The organism is Comamonas testosteroni, from assembly GCF_014076415.1.
GTDB classification, from domain to species: domain Bacteria; phylum Pseudomonadota; class Gammaproteobacteria; order Burkholderiales; family Burkholderiaceae_C; genus Comamonas; species Comamonas testosteroni_F.
Window position 1 is genome coordinate 3,249,857 of the sequence record NZ_CP043568.1, and the last position, 15,946, is coordinate 3,265,802.

Annotated in this window: 13 protein-coding genes and 4 pseudogenes; 10 read left to right on the forward strand and 7 right to left on the reverse strand. The window is 57.9% G+C overall.

The window, feature by feature from the left end; all coding sequences use genetic code 11:
• Positions 1-283 precede the first annotated feature (283 nt).
• A pseudogene (locus tag F0P97_RS14915) lies at positions 284-1,234 on the reverse strand (IS481 family transposase); the annotation flags it as partial.
• Positions 1,235-1,576: 342 nt separating this feature from the next.
• Positions 1,577-1,966: pseudogene (locus F0P97_RS14920) on the reverse strand (IS110 family transposase); the annotation flags it as partial.
• A 315-nt stretch (positions 1,967-2,281) separates the two neighbouring features.
• Between F0P97_RS14920 and F0P97_RS14925 the strand changes: the two are divergent.
• From F0P97_RS14925 to F0P97_RS14945, 5 genes are all read left to right on the forward strand, one after another.
• The gene (locus F0P97_RS14925) at positions 2,282-3,556 is read left to right on the forward strand and encodes an aromatic ring-hydroxylating dioxygenase subunit alpha (protein ID WP_182283015.1); all 1,275 of its coding nucleotides are present in this window, start codon (positions 2,282-2,284) and stop codon (positions 3,554-3,556) included.
• A gap of 41 nt (positions 3,557-3,597) precedes the next feature.
• A complete protein-coding gene (locus tag F0P97_RS14930; protein WP_003054623.1) occupies positions 3,598-4,584 on the forward strand; it encodes a Bug family tripartite tricarboxylate transporter substrate binding protein in 987 nt (328 codons plus the stop codon).
• 3 nt (positions 4,585-4,587) lie between these two features.
• The gene (locus F0P97_RS14935; protein WP_003054621.1) at positions 4,588-5,367 is read left to right on the forward strand and encodes an SDR family NAD(P)-dependent oxidoreductase; all 780 of its coding nucleotides are present in this window, start codon (positions 4,588-4,590) and stop codon (positions 5,365-5,367) included.
• Between the two features lie 4 nt (positions 5,368-5,371).
• The gene (locus F0P97_RS14940) at positions 5,372-6,349 is read left to right on the forward strand and encodes a PDR/VanB family oxidoreductase (RefSeq protein ID WP_003054619.1); all 978 of its coding nucleotides are present in this window, start codon (positions 5,372-5,374) and stop codon (positions 6,347-6,349) included.
• Between the two features lie 121 nt (positions 6,350-6,470).
• Complete coding sequence (locus tag F0P97_RS14945; RefSeq protein WP_003054617.1) at positions 6,471-7,259, forward strand: IclR family transcriptional regulator; 789 nt, start codon at positions 6,471-6,473, stop codon at positions 7,257-7,259.
• Positions 7,260-7,520: 261 nt separating this feature from the next.
• Here the strand turns inward: F0P97_RS14945 and F0P97_RS14950 are convergent.
• The 3 genes and pseudogenes from F0P97_RS14950 to F0P97_RS14960 all read right to left on the reverse strand — a co-directional run.
• Positions 7,521-7,604 (reverse strand): annotated as a pseudogene (locus F0P97_RS14950) (IS5/IS1182 family transposase); the annotation flags it as partial.
• A pseudogene (locus F0P97_RS14955) lies at positions 7,604-7,820 on the reverse strand (IS3 family transposase); the annotation flags it as partial. The pseudogenes F0P97_RS14950 and F0P97_RS14955, both read right to left, overlap by 1 nt.
• Positions 7,821-7,887: 67 nt before the next feature.
• Positions 7,888-8,652 carry an IclR family transcriptional regulator domain-containing protein gene (locus F0P97_RS14960; RefSeq protein ID WP_050874090.1) on the reverse strand — a complete coding sequence of 255 codons (765 nt, stop codon included), beginning with the start codon at positions 8,650-8,652 and terminating at the stop codon, positions 7,888-7,890.
• Positions 8,653-8,761: 109 nt separating this feature from the next.
• Between F0P97_RS14960 and F0P97_RS14965 the strand changes: the two genes are divergently transcribed.
• The 5 genes from F0P97_RS14965 to F0P97_RS14985 are packed head-to-tail and all read left to right on the forward strand — an operon-like array spanning position 8,762 to position 13,411.
• Entirely contained in the window at positions 8,762-9,730 is a 969-nt protein-coding gene (locus F0P97_RS14965; protein WP_003054610.1) for a Bug family tripartite tricarboxylate transporter substrate binding protein, read from the forward strand.
• A gap of 14 nt (positions 9,731-9,744) precedes the next feature.
• Positions 9,745-10,986: an aromatic ring-hydroxylating dioxygenase subunit alpha gene (locus tag F0P97_RS14970; RefSeq protein WP_003054606.1), complete on the forward strand. Its 1,242-nt coding sequence runs from the start codon at positions 9,745-9,747 to the stop codon at positions 10,984-10,986.
• On the forward strand, positions 10,983-11,447 hold the full coding sequence (locus F0P97_RS14975; RefSeq protein ID WP_003054603.1) for an aromatic-ring-hydroxylating dioxygenase subunit beta: 465 nt from the start codon (positions 10,983-10,985) through the stop codon (positions 11,445-11,447). The genes F0P97_RS14970 and F0P97_RS14975 overlap by 4 nt, the downstream gene beginning before the upstream one ends.
• Complete coding sequence (locus tag F0P97_RS14980; RefSeq protein WP_003054601.1) at positions 11,444-12,391, forward strand: PdxA family dehydrogenase; 948 nt, start codon at positions 11,444-11,446, stop codon at positions 12,389-12,391. Before F0P97_RS14975 ends, F0P97_RS14980 begins: the two co-directional genes overlap by 4 nt.
• A gap of 9 nt (positions 12,392-12,400) precedes the next feature.
• Positions 12,401-13,411: an FAD-binding oxidoreductase gene (locus F0P97_RS14985; protein ID WP_003054599.1), complete on the forward strand. Its 1,011-nt coding sequence runs from the start codon at positions 12,401-12,403 to the stop codon at positions 13,409-13,411.
• A 686-nt stretch (positions 13,412-14,097) separates the two neighbouring features.
• Here F0P97_RS14985 and F0P97_RS14990 read toward each other — a convergent pair.
• A complete protein-coding gene (locus tag F0P97_RS14990) occupies positions 14,098-15,078 on the reverse strand; it encodes a Bug family tripartite tricarboxylate transporter substrate binding protein (protein WP_003054597.1) in 981 nt (326 codons plus the stop codon).
• 91 nt (positions 15,079-15,169) lie between these two features.
• The gene (locus tag F0P97_RS14995; RefSeq protein WP_003054596.1) at positions 15,170-15,943 is read right to left on the reverse strand and encodes an enoyl-CoA hydratase/isomerase family protein; all 774 of its coding nucleotides are present in this window, start codon (positions 15,941-15,943) and stop codon (positions 15,170-15,172) included.
• Positions 15,944-15,946: the final 3 nt, after the last annotated feature.

Sequence of the window (15,946 nt, forward strand, 5' to 3'; positions counted from 1 at the left end):
GGGTGCGCTCGGTTTAGACACGGTGCGGCGGTTACTGATGGATGGCATCTCTCACTGTCTTTTAATCATCAGCGCGTCCCTGATAGTCCATGGGTGCACAGCGATGGAAGATCTCGACACTTCGCAAGGCTGAACGCGCCTCGATGCGTTCATCCCTAAGATGAAAGGGGACGAAATACCAAGCGCCGTTGACCGGCGAATGGTAGTTGGGGTCACGGCCTCCTGCAGTTGGTGGCGACGAATCGCCCGCCGGGTGGGTGTAAAGCGGCACTAAGATGTTCAGCCCCACAGTGAACTGGTGCGGATGCAGTCTAAAGCGGCTTGGCTCTTTTTCCCACGCCTCGCACATCGCACGGAATGGTGTCTTCCACCTGAGCGCTTTCAAGTGCTTGCCGAAGTTGTAGCTTTGAACAAATGCCTGGACATGCTCCCGTAGTTGCTCCAGGCCCTCGTACTCGTACGCCTTGATCGTGGATTCCTTGATGGTCCGGTTCATGCGCTCGACCATGCCGTTAGTCCAAGGGTGGTACGGCTTGGTATGTCGTTTCTCGATTCCATTGAACTTGCAGATGCGCTCGAAGATGTGACCGATGCATGTGTCGGTGACGCCGCCTCTGAAGCGTTCTTGCCCTGTGAAGGCCATGCCGTTGTCCGTCAGAACGGTATGTATGCGGTACGGGAAGACCACGAGCACCTGCCGAAGGAACTGCGCTGCGTTGGCTTTCGTGGCCCTGTCAAAGAACGCAACATGCGTGAACTTTGTGACGCGGTCTATGGCAACAAACATGTGCTGTCTGCCGCTGGAGATCTTCATTTCGGCACTGTCGATGTGCACGAAGCCCAGCGTTGTTTCTTCAAACTTTCCGTGCCTTCGCGGCACCTGCGTTGCGGGCTGTCGGCTGATGCCGTGTCGCTGCAGGCAACGATGTAAGGCGCTGCGGCTGAGCTTGGGTGCCGTCTCCAGGAGCTGCCCCATGAGATCGTCCAGCGACAGATGCCCTTGCTTGCGTAATGCAATTGCCAGGTGTTCTTGCTCTTGAGAAAGATGCTGGCTTGCTCTGTCCCGAGGACCCATGGGCTCATCGAGAACAGAGGTGCGCGCACGCCACTTGGCCACGGTCTTGGGGTTGAGGCCATAGAGCTTGGCCAAAGACCGATGGGATCCGGTGGCTAGCTGGAGTTCTGCGCGGATACGCGGCGTCGTGCGAGCGCTGCCATGCAGGCGGATTGCCATAGTGCTTTCTCCTGTTCCAGGCTAAAGAATGCACCATGACTTCCTGGGACCATACATCTTAAGAGTGGCTTATATGGAAGCCTCCCGGATTACAAGCAACCCTTGTGCATGAAGAGTCAGGAGGCAGGGCTGCAGTCTTATATCTGGCCTATTGTGCAGGCTAGTACACCTGCTGGCCCTGATGGCATTCGCTGATGAGGCTCCCATCTAACACTCGAACTGAGCGCTCTTGGCTCTTATCGGAGTGTCCTCATCTCGGTCCGACCTGTCTGGCCCATCACACATTTCGGATCGCTTGCTCTCCTTCAAAACGTCAGATTCGCAATCAATTCTTCGTGCTCTTCAGTGCGCGCCTTGCCAAGCTTGCGCATTCCACGCTTGCCCTTTGGCAAGCACAGCCCAGATGGTCCTGGCCAGCTTGTTGGCAACTGCCGCAACAACTACGTTGTAGGGCCTGCGTTTGAGCAACGTTTGCAGCCACGGCCATGCGGACGCCTCGTGGCTTTTAAGCACAACAGATCTCGCCGCGTGCATCAACAGCGTTCGCAGATATGCGTCCCCACGTTTGCTGATGCCCATTTGCCGCACTCGACCACCTGTGCAGCTTTGGCGTGGCACCAATCCGACCCACGCTGAGAACTCTCTCGCGTCCTTGAACGCCTGGGCATTACCCATGCTGGCAACAACTGCGGTCGCCGTGAGCAGGCCAATGCCAAGCACCTGTTTGATCCTTCCTGATGCTGGCCATGACGTCGCCATTGAGCTCCTGAAGGGCTCCCAGACATAGCGCTGTTGCTCCGGTCCGCCTCAGGCAGCGTACTCCCATTCGGTTTCAGTCGGCAGGCGCTTGCGCGTGCTCTTAGTGGAGAGGTTGAGGCCGGACTCCCTTACTTATGAAACCTCTCAAGTGAAACCTTGCTGCTGCGCAGTCTATCCACAGAGTGGACAGATTTAATAAATTTGACACACATCCAGAAATCCATAAAATGGACATCAGTCTCATCAGACGAACACCATCGAAATCAAACCACCTCACGGAGACAAGGCATGAACAAGGAAATGTCCGAGACGCTCACCCGCGTCGGCCCCAATACACGAATGGGAAATTTGCTGCGCCGCTACTGGGTGCCAGCACTGATGTCCAGCGAGATCGCCGAAGCGGACGGTCCGCAGGTACGGGTCCAACTGCTAGGCGAAAAGCTGCTGGCCTTTCGAAATACGGACGGCAAGGCCTGCCTGATCAGCGAGTTCTGCTCTCATCGCGGCGTGTCGCTCTACTTTGGTCGCAACGAAGAGAACGGCATTCGCTGTGCCTACCATGGCGTCAAGTTCGACGGCGATGGACAGTGCGTGGATGTTCCTTCGTCGCCGCAATCCTGCGCCCGCATGCATATCAAGGGCTATCCGTGCGTGGAGCGCGGGGGCATCGTCTGGACCTACATGGGCCCCGAGGAGCACAAACCATCTCCTCCAGAGTTGGAGTGGTGTACCCTGCCGCCGGAGCATGTATTTGTCTCCAAACGCCTGCAATACAGTAACTGGCTGCAGGCCATGGAAGGCGGTATAGACACTGCCCATGTGTCATATGTGCACCGCTTCGAGGTGGATACGGATCCCATGCACCAGGGCGTCAAGGCGCTGGACTACATCAAGGCCGACGGCAATGTGAAGTTCGAGATCGAACAGACGCCTTTTGGTCTGAGCCTATTCGGCCGTCGCAATGGTGAGCCTGACTCTTACTACTGGCGCATCACGCAGTGGCTGTTCCCCTGGTTCACGCTCATTGCACCGTTCGGCAACCATGCACTGGGCGGTCATGTGTGGGTGCCTATCGACGACCACAACTGCTGGGCTTGGAGCATCAACTGGCAGCCGGACCAGCCGCTCACTAAGGAAGAGCGGCAGTCCATGGAGGAAGGCAAAGGCATACATGTGGAGTACGAAGAGCCCGACAGCTTCATCCCCAAGGCCAATCGCAACAATGACTATGGCATGGACCGGGTTGCACAGCGCGAGGAGCGTTCCTACAGCGGAATTTTCGGTTTCTCCGCGCAGGACTATTCGCTGCAGGAAAGCATGGGTCCCATCCAGGACCATGCCGCAGAGAGACTGCTGCCTACGGACAAGGCCATTGTGATGGCTCGCCGCATGCTCAATGAAGCGGCCTTGGGCCTCGAGCAGGGTGAGACACCTCCCGCCCTTGACGCAAGCGAGCAGCACGTGCGCCCTGCAGGCGTGCTGCTGCCCCGCGACCAGGACCCCGTGGCCTGGGCCCGCGAGGAACTGGCGGATGCGACGAAGAAGCCAGTCTTCAGCCTCTGAACGAGAAACACCAAGACAAGAAATGACGGAGACAAAAAAACATGAAATTCCCTATGACACTCAAGGCTGCCCTGGTCGCAGGAGCCTGCGCGGCAACTGCGGCCTGGGGTCAGGCTGCCGCTGCGCCCGAATGGCGCCCCACCAAGCCAGTGCGCATCGTGGTGCCCATTACAGGCAGCACGAATGATGTGTTGGCGCGCCTGATTGCGCCCAAGCTGCAGGAGGCGCTGGGCCAGCCCTTCGTGGTTGAGAACAAGCCTGGTGCAGGCGGGAACATCGGCGCCTACGAAGTCAGCCGCTCCGTGCCGGACGGCCATACCTTGCTGATTGGCTACAACGGGCCTCTGGCAATCAATGTCACCCTGTTCGACAAGATGCCCTATGACCCACTCAAGGACCTGGCTCCCATCACGCTGGCGGTGAAGTCGCCCCAATACCTGGTGGTCAACCCCAAGGCCGGATTCAAGGACGTGAAGGACTTCATCGCCAAGGCCAAGGCGAACCCCAGCAAGTACTCTTATGGCTCGGTGGCCATGGGCAGCGCTTCGCACCTCACCATGGAGATGATGAAATCGGCTGCTGGCTTCCAGATGACTCATGTTCCTTACAAAGGGGCGGGGCCTGCGGTGACAGATCTGATCGCTGGCAATGTTCAAAGCGGTTTCTTTGTTCCGGGCAATGTGCAGGGATTCGTCAAGGAAGGTCGGTTGAAGCTGTTGGCCTCCACGGGAGCTAAGCGTTTCCCCAGTACACCCACGATTCCCACACTGGCGGAATCTGGTCTCAAGGACTTTGAGGCCACGTCCTGGATCGGTCTATTGGCGCCTGCCGGAACACCGCCTGCCGTCATTAACACCTACCACCAAGCCATGGTGCGTATTCTCAACTCACCGGACGTACGCAAGCATCTGGATGAGATGGAGTTTGAGACCATTGCTAGCACTCCCAAGCAATTCAATGACTGGATAGCAACCGAAATCGGGCGCTGGGGCAAGGTCATCAAGGCAACGAATGCAAAGGCGGATTGAACAATGAGCGAATCCAGAATGGCGGGACGCACCGCCTTGATTACCGGCGCCGGTGCGGGCATAGGCGCCGCCGCCTCCCATCTCTTCTGCAAGGAAGGGGCTGCAGTGCTGATGGTGGACGCAAACGCTGAGGCTCTGGAACGCACGCGTGAAGCCATTTTGCAGGCCGTGCCGGGAGCCCGGCTGGCATGCGTCATGGCCGATGTGTCGGACGAATCGGCTGCAGCGGCAGCCGTAGGGCAGTGCGTGCAACAGTGGGGCGGTCTCGATACCCTGGTGAACAACGCAGCCATGCGCAACTACAGTGCCGCAGCCGATGCCACTGCTGCCGAATGGCAGGCCATGGTCGGCGTCAATCTGGTGGGCATGTCCAACTACTGCAGGGCTGCGCTTCCTGCACTGAGGCAGTCGGGAACCGGCAGCATCGTCAACGTGTCCTCCTGCTACGCGGTCACGGGTCGCAAGGGCATGGCCCTGTATGACGCGACCAAGGCGGCGCAACTGGCCTATACCCGTAGCCTGGCATTCGAGGAAGCCGCTCACGGCGTACGCGCCAATGCGGTGTGCCCGGGCTCCACGTTGACCGACTTCCACGTCGGCAGGGCACGCAACGCGGGCAAGAGCGTGGAGCAGCTCAGGACGGAGCGCAAGGACACATCGCTCATAGGGCGCTGGGCGTCGCCGGAGGAAATCGCCTGGCCCATCTTCTGGCTGGCTTCCCGCGAAGCGTCTTTCATCACCGGGACCACCCTGATGGTCGATGGTGGCCTGCACATCATGTAACGCCATGGCCTCTACATATCTTCAGGCGCGCGTCCACCAGATGCGCTACGAAGCGGCAGGCACCCTCAGCGTGGAGCTGCGGCCGCTTGTTGTGGCAGAGGAGTTTGCCCAGCCCGTGCAGGCGGGTGCCCATATCGACCTGCACCTGGCCGATGGGTTGATCCGAAGCTATTCGCTGATCAATCCGGGGGAAAGTCATCGCTATGTGGTGGCGGTTTCCCTGGACCCAGCCAGCCGTGGCGGTTCACGCTTTGTCCATCAAAGGCTGAGGGTCGGGGACGTCATCCAGATTGGCGGGCCGCGCAATCATTTCCCCCTGGTCGAGACTGCCCCCCATAGCGTGCTGGTAGCCGGAGGGATCGGCATCACGCCTGTTCTTGCCATGCTCAGGAGGCTGGATGCCCTGGGCAGGACGGCGCACCTCATCTATTGCGCATCCAGCCGCGCGAGCGCCGCCTTTGTGCCGGAGATCGAGGCCATTGCAGCTCAGGTCGGCGGCAGGGTGACTGTCGACTGGCACTTCAAGGAAGAAAAAGGTGTGCGTGCCGATCTGCACAACCTTCTCCAGGGACATGCCGAAGGCGCGCACTTCTATGCCTGTGGGCCCCTGGCCTTTCTGGATTCGTATGAAGACAGTTGCGGGAAACTGGGGCTGGCGCATGTACACCTGGAGCGCTTTGCTGCCGCGCCGCTGGCAGCCCCCCGGACGCCGGAAGTCGGCTATGCCGTCGAATTGCGCAGGACCGGCAGGACCGTGCAGGTGGCTGCAGGGACTTCTTTGCTGGATACCTTGATCAACGCGGGCATGAACCCCGAGTACAGCTGCCGTGAAGGTGTATGCGGGGCCTGTGAGGTCCGGGTCATTTCCGGTGATGTGGATCACCGCGACCAGATACTGAGCGAGCAGGAGCGGGCCGCGAACAAGAGCATGATGATCTGCGTCTCTGGATGCCGTTCAGGCAACCTGGTCCTGGATTGCTGAGCGGCATGGGAACAGTGTGCGGATGGCAGGAAGGGGTGGCAGTGTCCAGGGAATGACGCCAGCCTTTTTCTCTTCCATGTTTCCTGTCCATCAGATGGACAATTGCAGGTAGAGTATCGGCATGAATCAGAAAACCGTTGACATAGCCGAATCCGAAAAATCCGAAGGCGGGGTGCGCGCGGTCCAGAGGGCCCTTGACGTGCTTCTTGCTTTCAGGCCTGGGGACGATGGATTGCTGGTGGCCGAACTACTAAAGCGGGTCGACCTGAGCCGGCCGACCCTCTATCGCTTGCTCGATACGCTCAACACTAAGGGGTTTCTCGTTTCCGAGGGCGAACCCCAGCGATTCCGGCTCGGCCCTGCAGTCGCCCAGATGGCCCATGCCTGGTCCGCAGGCATGAGCTACGAAACCGTTGCCCAACCAATGATGCGCCGCCTGTGGGAGAAAACCCGTGAGACCGTTTCCCTGCATGTGCAGGAAGGTGTCTCCAGGACATGTGTTGCCGAACTCCCCAGTACACAGCCCCTGAGTTTCAAGCGCGGCGTGGGCTACCGTGAGAATCTGGTGCGGGGGGCCAGTGGACGGTCCATTCTCGCCTGGCTGAACGTGGACAAGCAGGATCTTTCTGTCTACGGAGCGGAAGGTACCGAAGAAACCAAGCGGTGCACGGAGCAACTGAGGCAAATTCGCATCGAAGGCTATGCAACAAGCCGTGATGAGCTGATTCAGGGAGCCGTCGCCATTGCCGCACCATTTTTCGACAGTAGCGGTCGTGTGGTGGGATCACTTGGGTTGTTTGGCCCTAGCGCAAGACTCAGCGAAGAGGTTGTTCGGGGCTATGCTGTGCTCCTCAGGGAGGAGGCGGCCCAGCTTTCAGCGGCACTGGGATTCAAGAGCCTGGAGCCATGATGTCCAGTCTCATACTGGACGGTGTTGCCGTTTCGGAAATCTTTACCGATCTCTTTTTTCAAGAGGGATCTGCGAAGACCACGCTCTAGGTGCTGCAAATTTAGTTGAGGGTTTGAGACCGCCTAGCTGTTGGAGTCGATCGGACGCTCTTGGATGTATGTATGACGCCTATCTTTTATCTCCTAGAGACGGGTAGCAACGGCGCCAAGTCTGCTATTCGAGGAAACCTTGAGGTCAGAGCGCACAACACTAAGAGTCTGTTCAAAGTCTTTTGAGCAATAGAACCCAGAAGGCCAAATGGACAAACTGCAAGCTAGCATTGAGCAGCCGCTCGCAGTCCTTCCATATTCCACAGGGCTTAAACGTCCCAGAGATACCACGATACGTTTTTTCGTTGTACCAAAGAATGCAAGTATCGACAGCTTCGATGAACTGCCCAATCGTCGTTGATTGCCAATTGCCGGGATAAAACAGCTCCATTTTCAGCCTTCCGAAGAAGCCTTCACATGCAGCATTGTCTGGCGAGCACCCTTTGCGGGACATCGAGCGAACCAACTTTGCAGCCAGCAGGAATCTGGAATTCAGTAGTGCCGGTGATTCATCTCAGCGGGTCAGCTTTGCGTGTAAATCAACAGGACGGATATAGTTTTTTTTCCAATTCATTGCGAGCGCGCTTCAACGGCATCAAAAAAGTCTCTTTGAACTCGCTCATACTGAGTCTCTCGGCCCTAACTGCAATGCTCATGGCAGCAATAGTGTTGCCTTGAGGGTCGCGCACCGGCGCTGCCATAGAGCGCACCCCCAGCTCCAGCTCTCCGTCGCTGCATGACCACCCTGATTGCCGGCAAGTTTCAAGCAGACCTAGCAGCTCCTCCAAGTCAGTCACCGTCTGAGGGGTCAGAGCCACCCGCTCGATCATCTCTAGCCTTGCACGCGCCTCATGTTGAGGCAGTCCTGACAGCAGCGTCCGACCAATCGCAGAGCAGTACACCGGCAACCTAGATCCTATTCCTAGACCCGTGCTCAAGCTGCGCCGAGCGGTCGAACGCCCAATGATGATGGCATCGTCCTCCAACAAAGTACCAAGCGAAGCGGATTCTCTGGTGCGCTCCGACAGTGCATCCAGTAAAGGCTGAGCCAACGCAGGCATGGGGCGCGATGACAGAAATGAATAGGCGATCAGCAGTGACTTGGGCTGCATCCAAAACAGCTTTCCGTCACTCTCTAAATAGCCGAGCTGTACCAGTGTGCTGAGCGAACGTCTGGCTGATGCTGGCGTGGACTGCGTGAGCCTGGCCACCTCCGACAGCGTGAGCCGGGTATGCCGACGGTCAAAGCAAGTCAGTACGCCCAATCCCTTGCGCAGCGATTCCACAAAGTTCTTGTCCTGCATAGCGATCAAATCAAGGTGTTTTCAACATTTTTGCGCATAGCGCAAAAACAGGTTTAACACAAAGTACGACATCCCCATACTGCAGTTCCCCACACAAGAAGGAGACAAGATGCGCAACGCATCCATTCGCAGACGCGAAGCATTGATCGGCATTGCCGCTGCGGTCGCTGCAACAGGTAGCCTGGCTCAGTCAAATCAACCTCTCAAGATTGTCGTGCCTTTCTCAGCCGGAGGTACCGCCGATGTACTGCCGCGCCTAGTAGCCGAAAAAATCCGCGCGGACTACGCAGGTGGCGTGATCATTGAAAACAAGCCCGGGGCCGGCGGAAACATCGGTGCCGATCTAGTGTTCCGGGCACAACCGGACGGAATGACAGTGCTGGCCTCCCCTCCGGGGCCCATCGCCATCAACCACAACCTCTATCAAAAGCTTAGCTTCGACCCTACTCGCTGGGTGCCAGTAACGATTTTGGCCACAGTGCCCAACGTCTTGGCCATCAACCCCAAGTTACCGACTAAGTCACTTGGCGAGTTCATTGCATACGCCAAAGCCAACCCCAAAAAAGTGACTGTGGCGACGCAAGGCGACGGCTCTACATCCCACCTGACTGCAGCCATGTTCATGCAGCTGACTGGTGTTGAGTTAACCGTCATTCCCTACAAGGGGACAGCCCCGGCACTGATCGACCTGATCGGCGGCAATGTGGATGTGTTTTTCGACAACATCAGCTCATCGGCAACTTACCACCAAGCCGGCAAGGTGCGCATTCTGGCCATTGCCGACGAGCAGCGCTCTCAAATATTGCCCCAGGTCCCCACCTTCGCGGAGCAGCAATGGCCAGCCATGCAAGCAGTGACGTTCTTTTCTGTCGTCGCGCCCCCAGGCACGAGCTCAGAAATCGCTCAGAAGCTTCAGAAGCAGATGGCCCTGGCTCTGTCATCGAACGACATCCGCAAGCACTTTCAGGAACAGGGCGCCGTGCCCTGCGGCTGGGATCCCACCAAGACTGCTCAGTTCATCCGTCAGGAAACCGAGAAGTGGAAGAAGGTGCTGAAGGCCGCCAACGTCAAGCTCTAATCCCAGGAACCAACATGCAAGAATCCATCATCCAGTGGCATGGGGCCACTAATACACGCGTGCCTTTCGGTATCTACACTGACACAGCCAATGCTGATCAAGAACAGCAGCGCATCTATCGCGGCGAGGTCTGGAACTACCTGTGCCTGGAATCTGAAATCCCCGAGGCTGGTGATTTCCGTACTACCTTTGCCGGTGAAACACCGATAGTTGTCGTACGGGATGCCGACCAGGAAATCTACGCCTTCGAGAACCGCTGCGCGCATCGCGGCGCTCTCATCGCTCTGGAGAAATCGGGACGTACGGATAGTTTCCAGTGCGTCTATCACGCCTGGAGCTACAACCGACAGGGAGATCTGACCGGCGTTGCCTTCGAGAAAGGTGTCAAGGGCCAGGGTGGCATGCCGGCCTCATTCTGCAAAGAAGAGCATGGCCCGCGCAAGCTCCGCGTGGCTGTCTTTTGCGGTTTGGTCTTTGGCAGTTTTTCCGAGGACGTACCCAGCATTGAGGATTACCTTGGCCCTGAGATTTGCGAGCGCATAGAGCGCGTGCTGCACAAGCCCGTAGAAGTCATCGGTCGCTTCACGCAAAAGCTGCCTAACAACTGGAAGCTCTACTTCGAGAACGTGAAGGACAGCTATCACGCCAGCCTCCTGCATATGTTCTTCACCACCTTCGAGCTGAATCGCCTCTCACAAAAAGGCGGAGTCATCGTCGACGAGTCGGGTGGCCACCATGTGAGCTATTCCATGATTGATCGTAGCGCCAAAGACGACTCGTACAAGGACCAGGCCATCCGCTCCGACAACGAGCGTTACCGGCTCAAAGATCCCAGCCTTCTAGAGGGCTTCGAGGAGTTCGAGGACGGCGTGACCCTGCAGATCCTTTCTGTGTTCCCTGGCTTTGTGCTGCAGCAGATTCAGAACAGCATCGCCGTGCGTCAGTTGTTGCCCAAGAGCATCTCCAGCTCGGAACTCAACTGGACCTATCTTGGCTATGCAGATGACAGTGCAGAGCAGCGCAAGGTCAGACTCAAACAGGCCAACCTCATCGGCCCTGCAGGATTTATTTCCATGGAGGACGGAGCTGTCGGTGGATTCGTGCAGCGTGGCATCGCAGGCGCTGCCAACCTTGATGCGGTCATCGAGATGGGCGGAGACCACGAAGGCTCTAGCGAGGGCCGCGCCACAGAAACCTCGGTACGCGGCTTTTGGAAGGCCTACCGCAAGCATATGGGACAGGAGATGCAAGCATGATCCATGAAATTCAAATCGCGGCCTTCAATGCCGCTTACGCGAAGACCATAGACAGTGACGTTATGGAGCAATGGCCAACCTTCTTCACGAAGGATTGCCATTATCGCGTCACCAATGTCGACAACCATGCTGAAGGACTTGCTGCTGGCATTGTCTGGGCGGATTCGCAGGACATGCTCACCGACCGAATTTCTGCGCTGCGCGAAGCCAATATCTACGAGCGCCACCGCTATCGCCATATCCTGGGTCTGCCTTCGATCCAGTCAGCCGATGCAACACAGGCCAGTGCTTCCACGCCATTCCTGGTGCTGCGCATCATGCATACCGGGGAAACAGAGGTCTTTGCCAGCGGTGAGTACCACGACAAATTCACCACGATCGATGGAAAGTTACGTCTGCAAGAGCGCGTCGCGGTTTGCGACAGCACGGTGACGGACACGCTGATGTCATTGCCGCTATGACAATAGTGCACCGTAGATTGGCTTTGGCCATCGGCGATCCCCACGGCATTGGCCCAGAAATCGCACTGAAAGCTCTTCAGCAGTTGTCTGCCACCGAAAGATCCCTGATCAAGGTCTATGGACCGTGGAGCGCTCTTGAACAAGCAGCGCAGATCTGCCAAATGGAGTCCCTTCTTCAAGACCTCATTCATGAGGAAGCCGGCTCGCTTGCACAACCAGTGCAATGCGGAGAGATCACCCCGCAGGCAGGCCTATCCACGGTGCAATCCGCAACAGCAGCCATCCGGGCGTGCGAAAGCGGCGAGGTCGATGCCGTCATTGCCTGCCCCCACCATGAGACGGCCATTCACCGTGCAGGCATAGCGTTCAGCGGCTACCCATCTTTGCTCGCCAATGTTCTTGGCATGAACGAAGACGAGGTATTCCTGATGCTGGTAGGGGCTGGACTGCGCATCGTGCATGTCACCTTGCATGAGAGCGTGCGTAGCGCACTAGAGCGGCTCTCACCTCAGTTGGTTATCAACGCGGTGGATGCCGCCGTGCAGACATGCACCCTACTCGGGGTGCCTAAACCGCAAGTCGCTGTATTCGGGATCAACCCTCATGCATCCGAAGGACAGTTGTTCGGCCTGGAGGACTCGCAGATCACCGTTCCTGCCGTCGAGACACTGCGCAAGCGCGGCCTGACGGTAGACGGCCCCATGGGAGCAGACATGGTTCTGGCACAGCGCAAGCACGACTTGTATGTGGCCATGCTGCATGACCAAGGGCACATTCCCATCAAGCTGCTGGCTCCTAACGGAGCCAGTGCGCTCTCCATCGGCGGCAGGGTGGTGCTTTCCAGCGTGGGCCATGGCAGCGCCATGGACATTGCCGGCCGTGGCGTGGCTGACGCCACGGCCCTCCTACGCACAATCGCCCTACTCGGAGCCCAACCGGTCTGAGGACTCTCTATGAACCACCAGATCCATATCCACGACTCTGATATCGCGTTCCCCTGCGCGCCTGGGCAATCCGTACTGGATGCAGCCCTGCAGGCCGGCATCGAGCTGCCCTATTCCTGCCGCAAAGGTAGCTGTGGCAACTGTGCGAGTACGCTGCTCGACGGAAATATTACTTCCTTCAATGGCATGGCCGTGCGCAGCGAACTCTGCACCTCGGAGCAGGTATTGCTGTGCGGCTGCACCGCCGCCAGCGATATACGTATCCAGCCGAGCTCCTTTCGCCGTCTCGACCCGGAAGCCCGCAAACGTTTTACGGCCAAGGTGTACAGCAATACACTGGCGGCACCCGATGTCTCGCTACTGCGCCTGCGCCTGCCTGTGGGCAAGCGCGCCAAATTTGAAGCCGGCCAATACCTGCTGATTCACCTCGACGGCGGGGAAAGCCGCAGCTACTCTATGGCCAACCCACCCCATGAGAGCGATGGCATCACATTGCATATCAGGCATGTACCGGGTGGTCGCTTCAGCACTATCGTTCAGCAGTTGAAGTCTGGTGACACATTGGATATCGAACTGCCATTCGGCAGCATCGCGTTGAAGCCTGACGACAGCAGACCCCTAGTTTGCGTTGCAGGAGGCACCGGATTTGCACCCATCAAGTCCGTTCTGGATGACCTGGCCAAACGCAAGGTACAGCGCGACATCACGCTGATTTGGGGTGCTCGCAACCCCTCTGGCCTGTATCTTCCTAGCGCCATCGACAAGTGGCGCAAAGCTTGGCCGCAGTTTCGCTACATTGCAGCCATCACTGACCTAAGCAACGTGCCTGCGGATGCTCACGCCGGTCGGGTGGATGACGCGCTACGCATGCACTTTGACAACCTACACGATCATGTTGTCCACTGCTGTGGCTCACCAGCCCTCGTTCAATCTGTGCGCACAGCAGCCTCCAATATGGGCCTGCTAGCACAAGACTTTCATGCGGATGTGTTCGCTACAGACCCGACTGGCAACCATTAGAAGTAGCTATCCATTCGATATCAACACGGCGGGATTAAGGCAGGTATAAATGCATTCACGGCATTGACAGCGTACTTGCTTCCTTGCAGCCTGTGTTGATATTGACGCCAATGGTCGGGCCTTTCTAGCTAGCCCGGGCTACAGGTTTTTCCGCCGCAAATCGTCGCCGATCTCGAAGCTGCTGCACTGTTCGACGACCGTTTGCGTGCTGACGCCCTCCTCTCTTGACATTCGTGTTGCCTTTGACTTGCTACATCGACTCCATCATCGCCGGCTTGAATGCCACTTTGCTTACTAACGCTGGATTCGCCGGCGCATACACATCGCCACGAGCGTGCATGATTACATTCGCTACCGAGAGCATCTAGCTCAGATTGCAAGGACCGAGCCCGGCGGGATACCCGCTGAGAAACACCGCCTGCTCGGTGGCAGCGTAACCGTCCAACTCCTTAGGATCAATTCAAACCTGAGGCAATTTACAGTGCAACCTGACTCTGACAGTGATGGCCTGCTGGTAGCACAGCCAGTGGTTTTTCTTCAGGCAAATATGAGCGCCATGGGGGATTAATGATTAAGGAGGAGAATAGGATCTATTGGAGCGCATCGTTTCTTACTTTGTAGCTCCGAACCTCAAGGGCTAAGCCGTTGTCCGGAGCTTCTCAGAGGACCATTCAGTGAACGCAAGCTCACAGCTTTTCCAGGCCAGCCTCGGCAGCTGTTTTCTCCCACATCCCCTTTTCCTCGACCACGAATTGGCGAAAAGCCTGATTCTTCAAGGGCAGCACGCTCTGACCCGAGGCTTCCAGCGATTGCTTGAACTCGCTGCTTTTCAGCACCGCCTCCATGGCATCTCCCAGCTTCCGGCTCACGGCGGCATCGGTTCCCGTCAGCGCCACGATCCCGCTCCAAGCCTTGACATCCAGGCCGTCAATCTTCTGGAGCTTATTGGCATATGCGCCGGTGAGCACACCCGTCACGCCAATGGCTTTGATGCGCCCCGACTCGATCATCGGCACCGCCACGCTGGGAGAAATGAAGGCAAAGTCCAGAGAGCCTCCGCCAATGTCATTGATGGCGTGCGCATCGCCCCGATACGGAACGCCTGTCGCAACCACTCCCAGTTTCTTCTTGAACAGCGCAAGCGTCAGCTCCTGGGTATTGCTGACCGTACCTGCACTCAGCCCATCCTTGGCCTGCCGGGACTGGCTGATCAGCTCAGGGAGCGTGTTGAACGAGGAACCCTTGTTGGTGACCAAGATGGACGGATAGGAGGCAACGGCGCCGATGTATTCGAAGTCCTTCTCCACGTTGTAGGGAAGATTCCTGTAGCGCGCCGGCGCCACGCTTAGGCTGCCGCTGGTGATGAACAGCAGGGTGTAGCCATCGGGCTTGGCCCGCTTGAGCTCGCTAATGGCATTTTGGCCGTTGGCACCGGGCTTGTTCTCGATCACAACCGAGGTGCCCAGCTTCTTGCCGACTCCCTCGGCCACGAATCTGGCGGCCGAGTCCGTTGGGCCGCCCGGCGCGAACCCCACGATCATGCGTATGGGCCTGGCAGGCCAGGCTTCACCCGCGCTGGCTACGCCTGCCGAAGCGACCAGCACGGAAAATGCGCAAAGCGCAGAAACGGCCGCCCTGGAGGTGCTGTTCTTGAAGATATGGCTCATCGTCTTGTCTCCACCTTGGAGCCGCTGCGGCATGGGCATTCACTGCAACGCCCGTGCCGCGCAGGCCTCTGTTTTCGGGTTCTGGAAAGCCTCAGTCTTTGAAGACCGGATCGCGCCGGTCCCGTGCCGCAGCCACGCCTTCCTGTAGGTCTTGCGATGTCATCTGACCGGCCTGCACCTCGCTCTCGCGAGCCACGGCTTGGCGTATTCGCTCCAGCCGGCCACCCAGCAAAGTGGCCCTCGTGGTCTGCACGGCTCGCGGTGAGGAAACGGCAATCTCACGCGCCCATTGCATGGCCGTGGCGCGTACCTGGTCTGACGCCACGAGCGCATCGACCAGCCCCAGTTCCAGGGCCTTCAGGCCGTCGATGCGCGCACCTGTGTAGAACATCCATGCCGCCTTCTGTTGGCCTATCAGCTGCGGCAGCGTGTACGACAGCGCAAAGCCGGGGTGAAAGCCAAGGCGGTTGAAGTTGGCGGAAAAACGGGCCTGCTCGCAGGCGATGCGAAAGTCGGCAGTCAGAGCCATGCCCAAGCCACCGCCAATCGCGGGCCCTTCAATCGCCGCCACCACCGGCTTAGTGCAGGCAAACATCCGGATCGCTTCCTGGTAGATAGGATTGAGCTGGCGTGGGCTGCGCTCCTTTGTGACGTTTTCCCGCTTCGAGAAATCAGCCCCGGCGCAAAACGACTTGCCGCTGGAACACAGCACGATGGCGCGCACCCTAGGATTGAGTTCAAAGTCCTCCCAGGCATCAGCAATAGCTGCAATCAACTCAACATCGAAAAAATTGTGCGGCGGCTTGTTGATCTCCACCACCCCGACGGAGCCGTCGACGGAAATATTCAAAATAGCTTCAGTCATGGA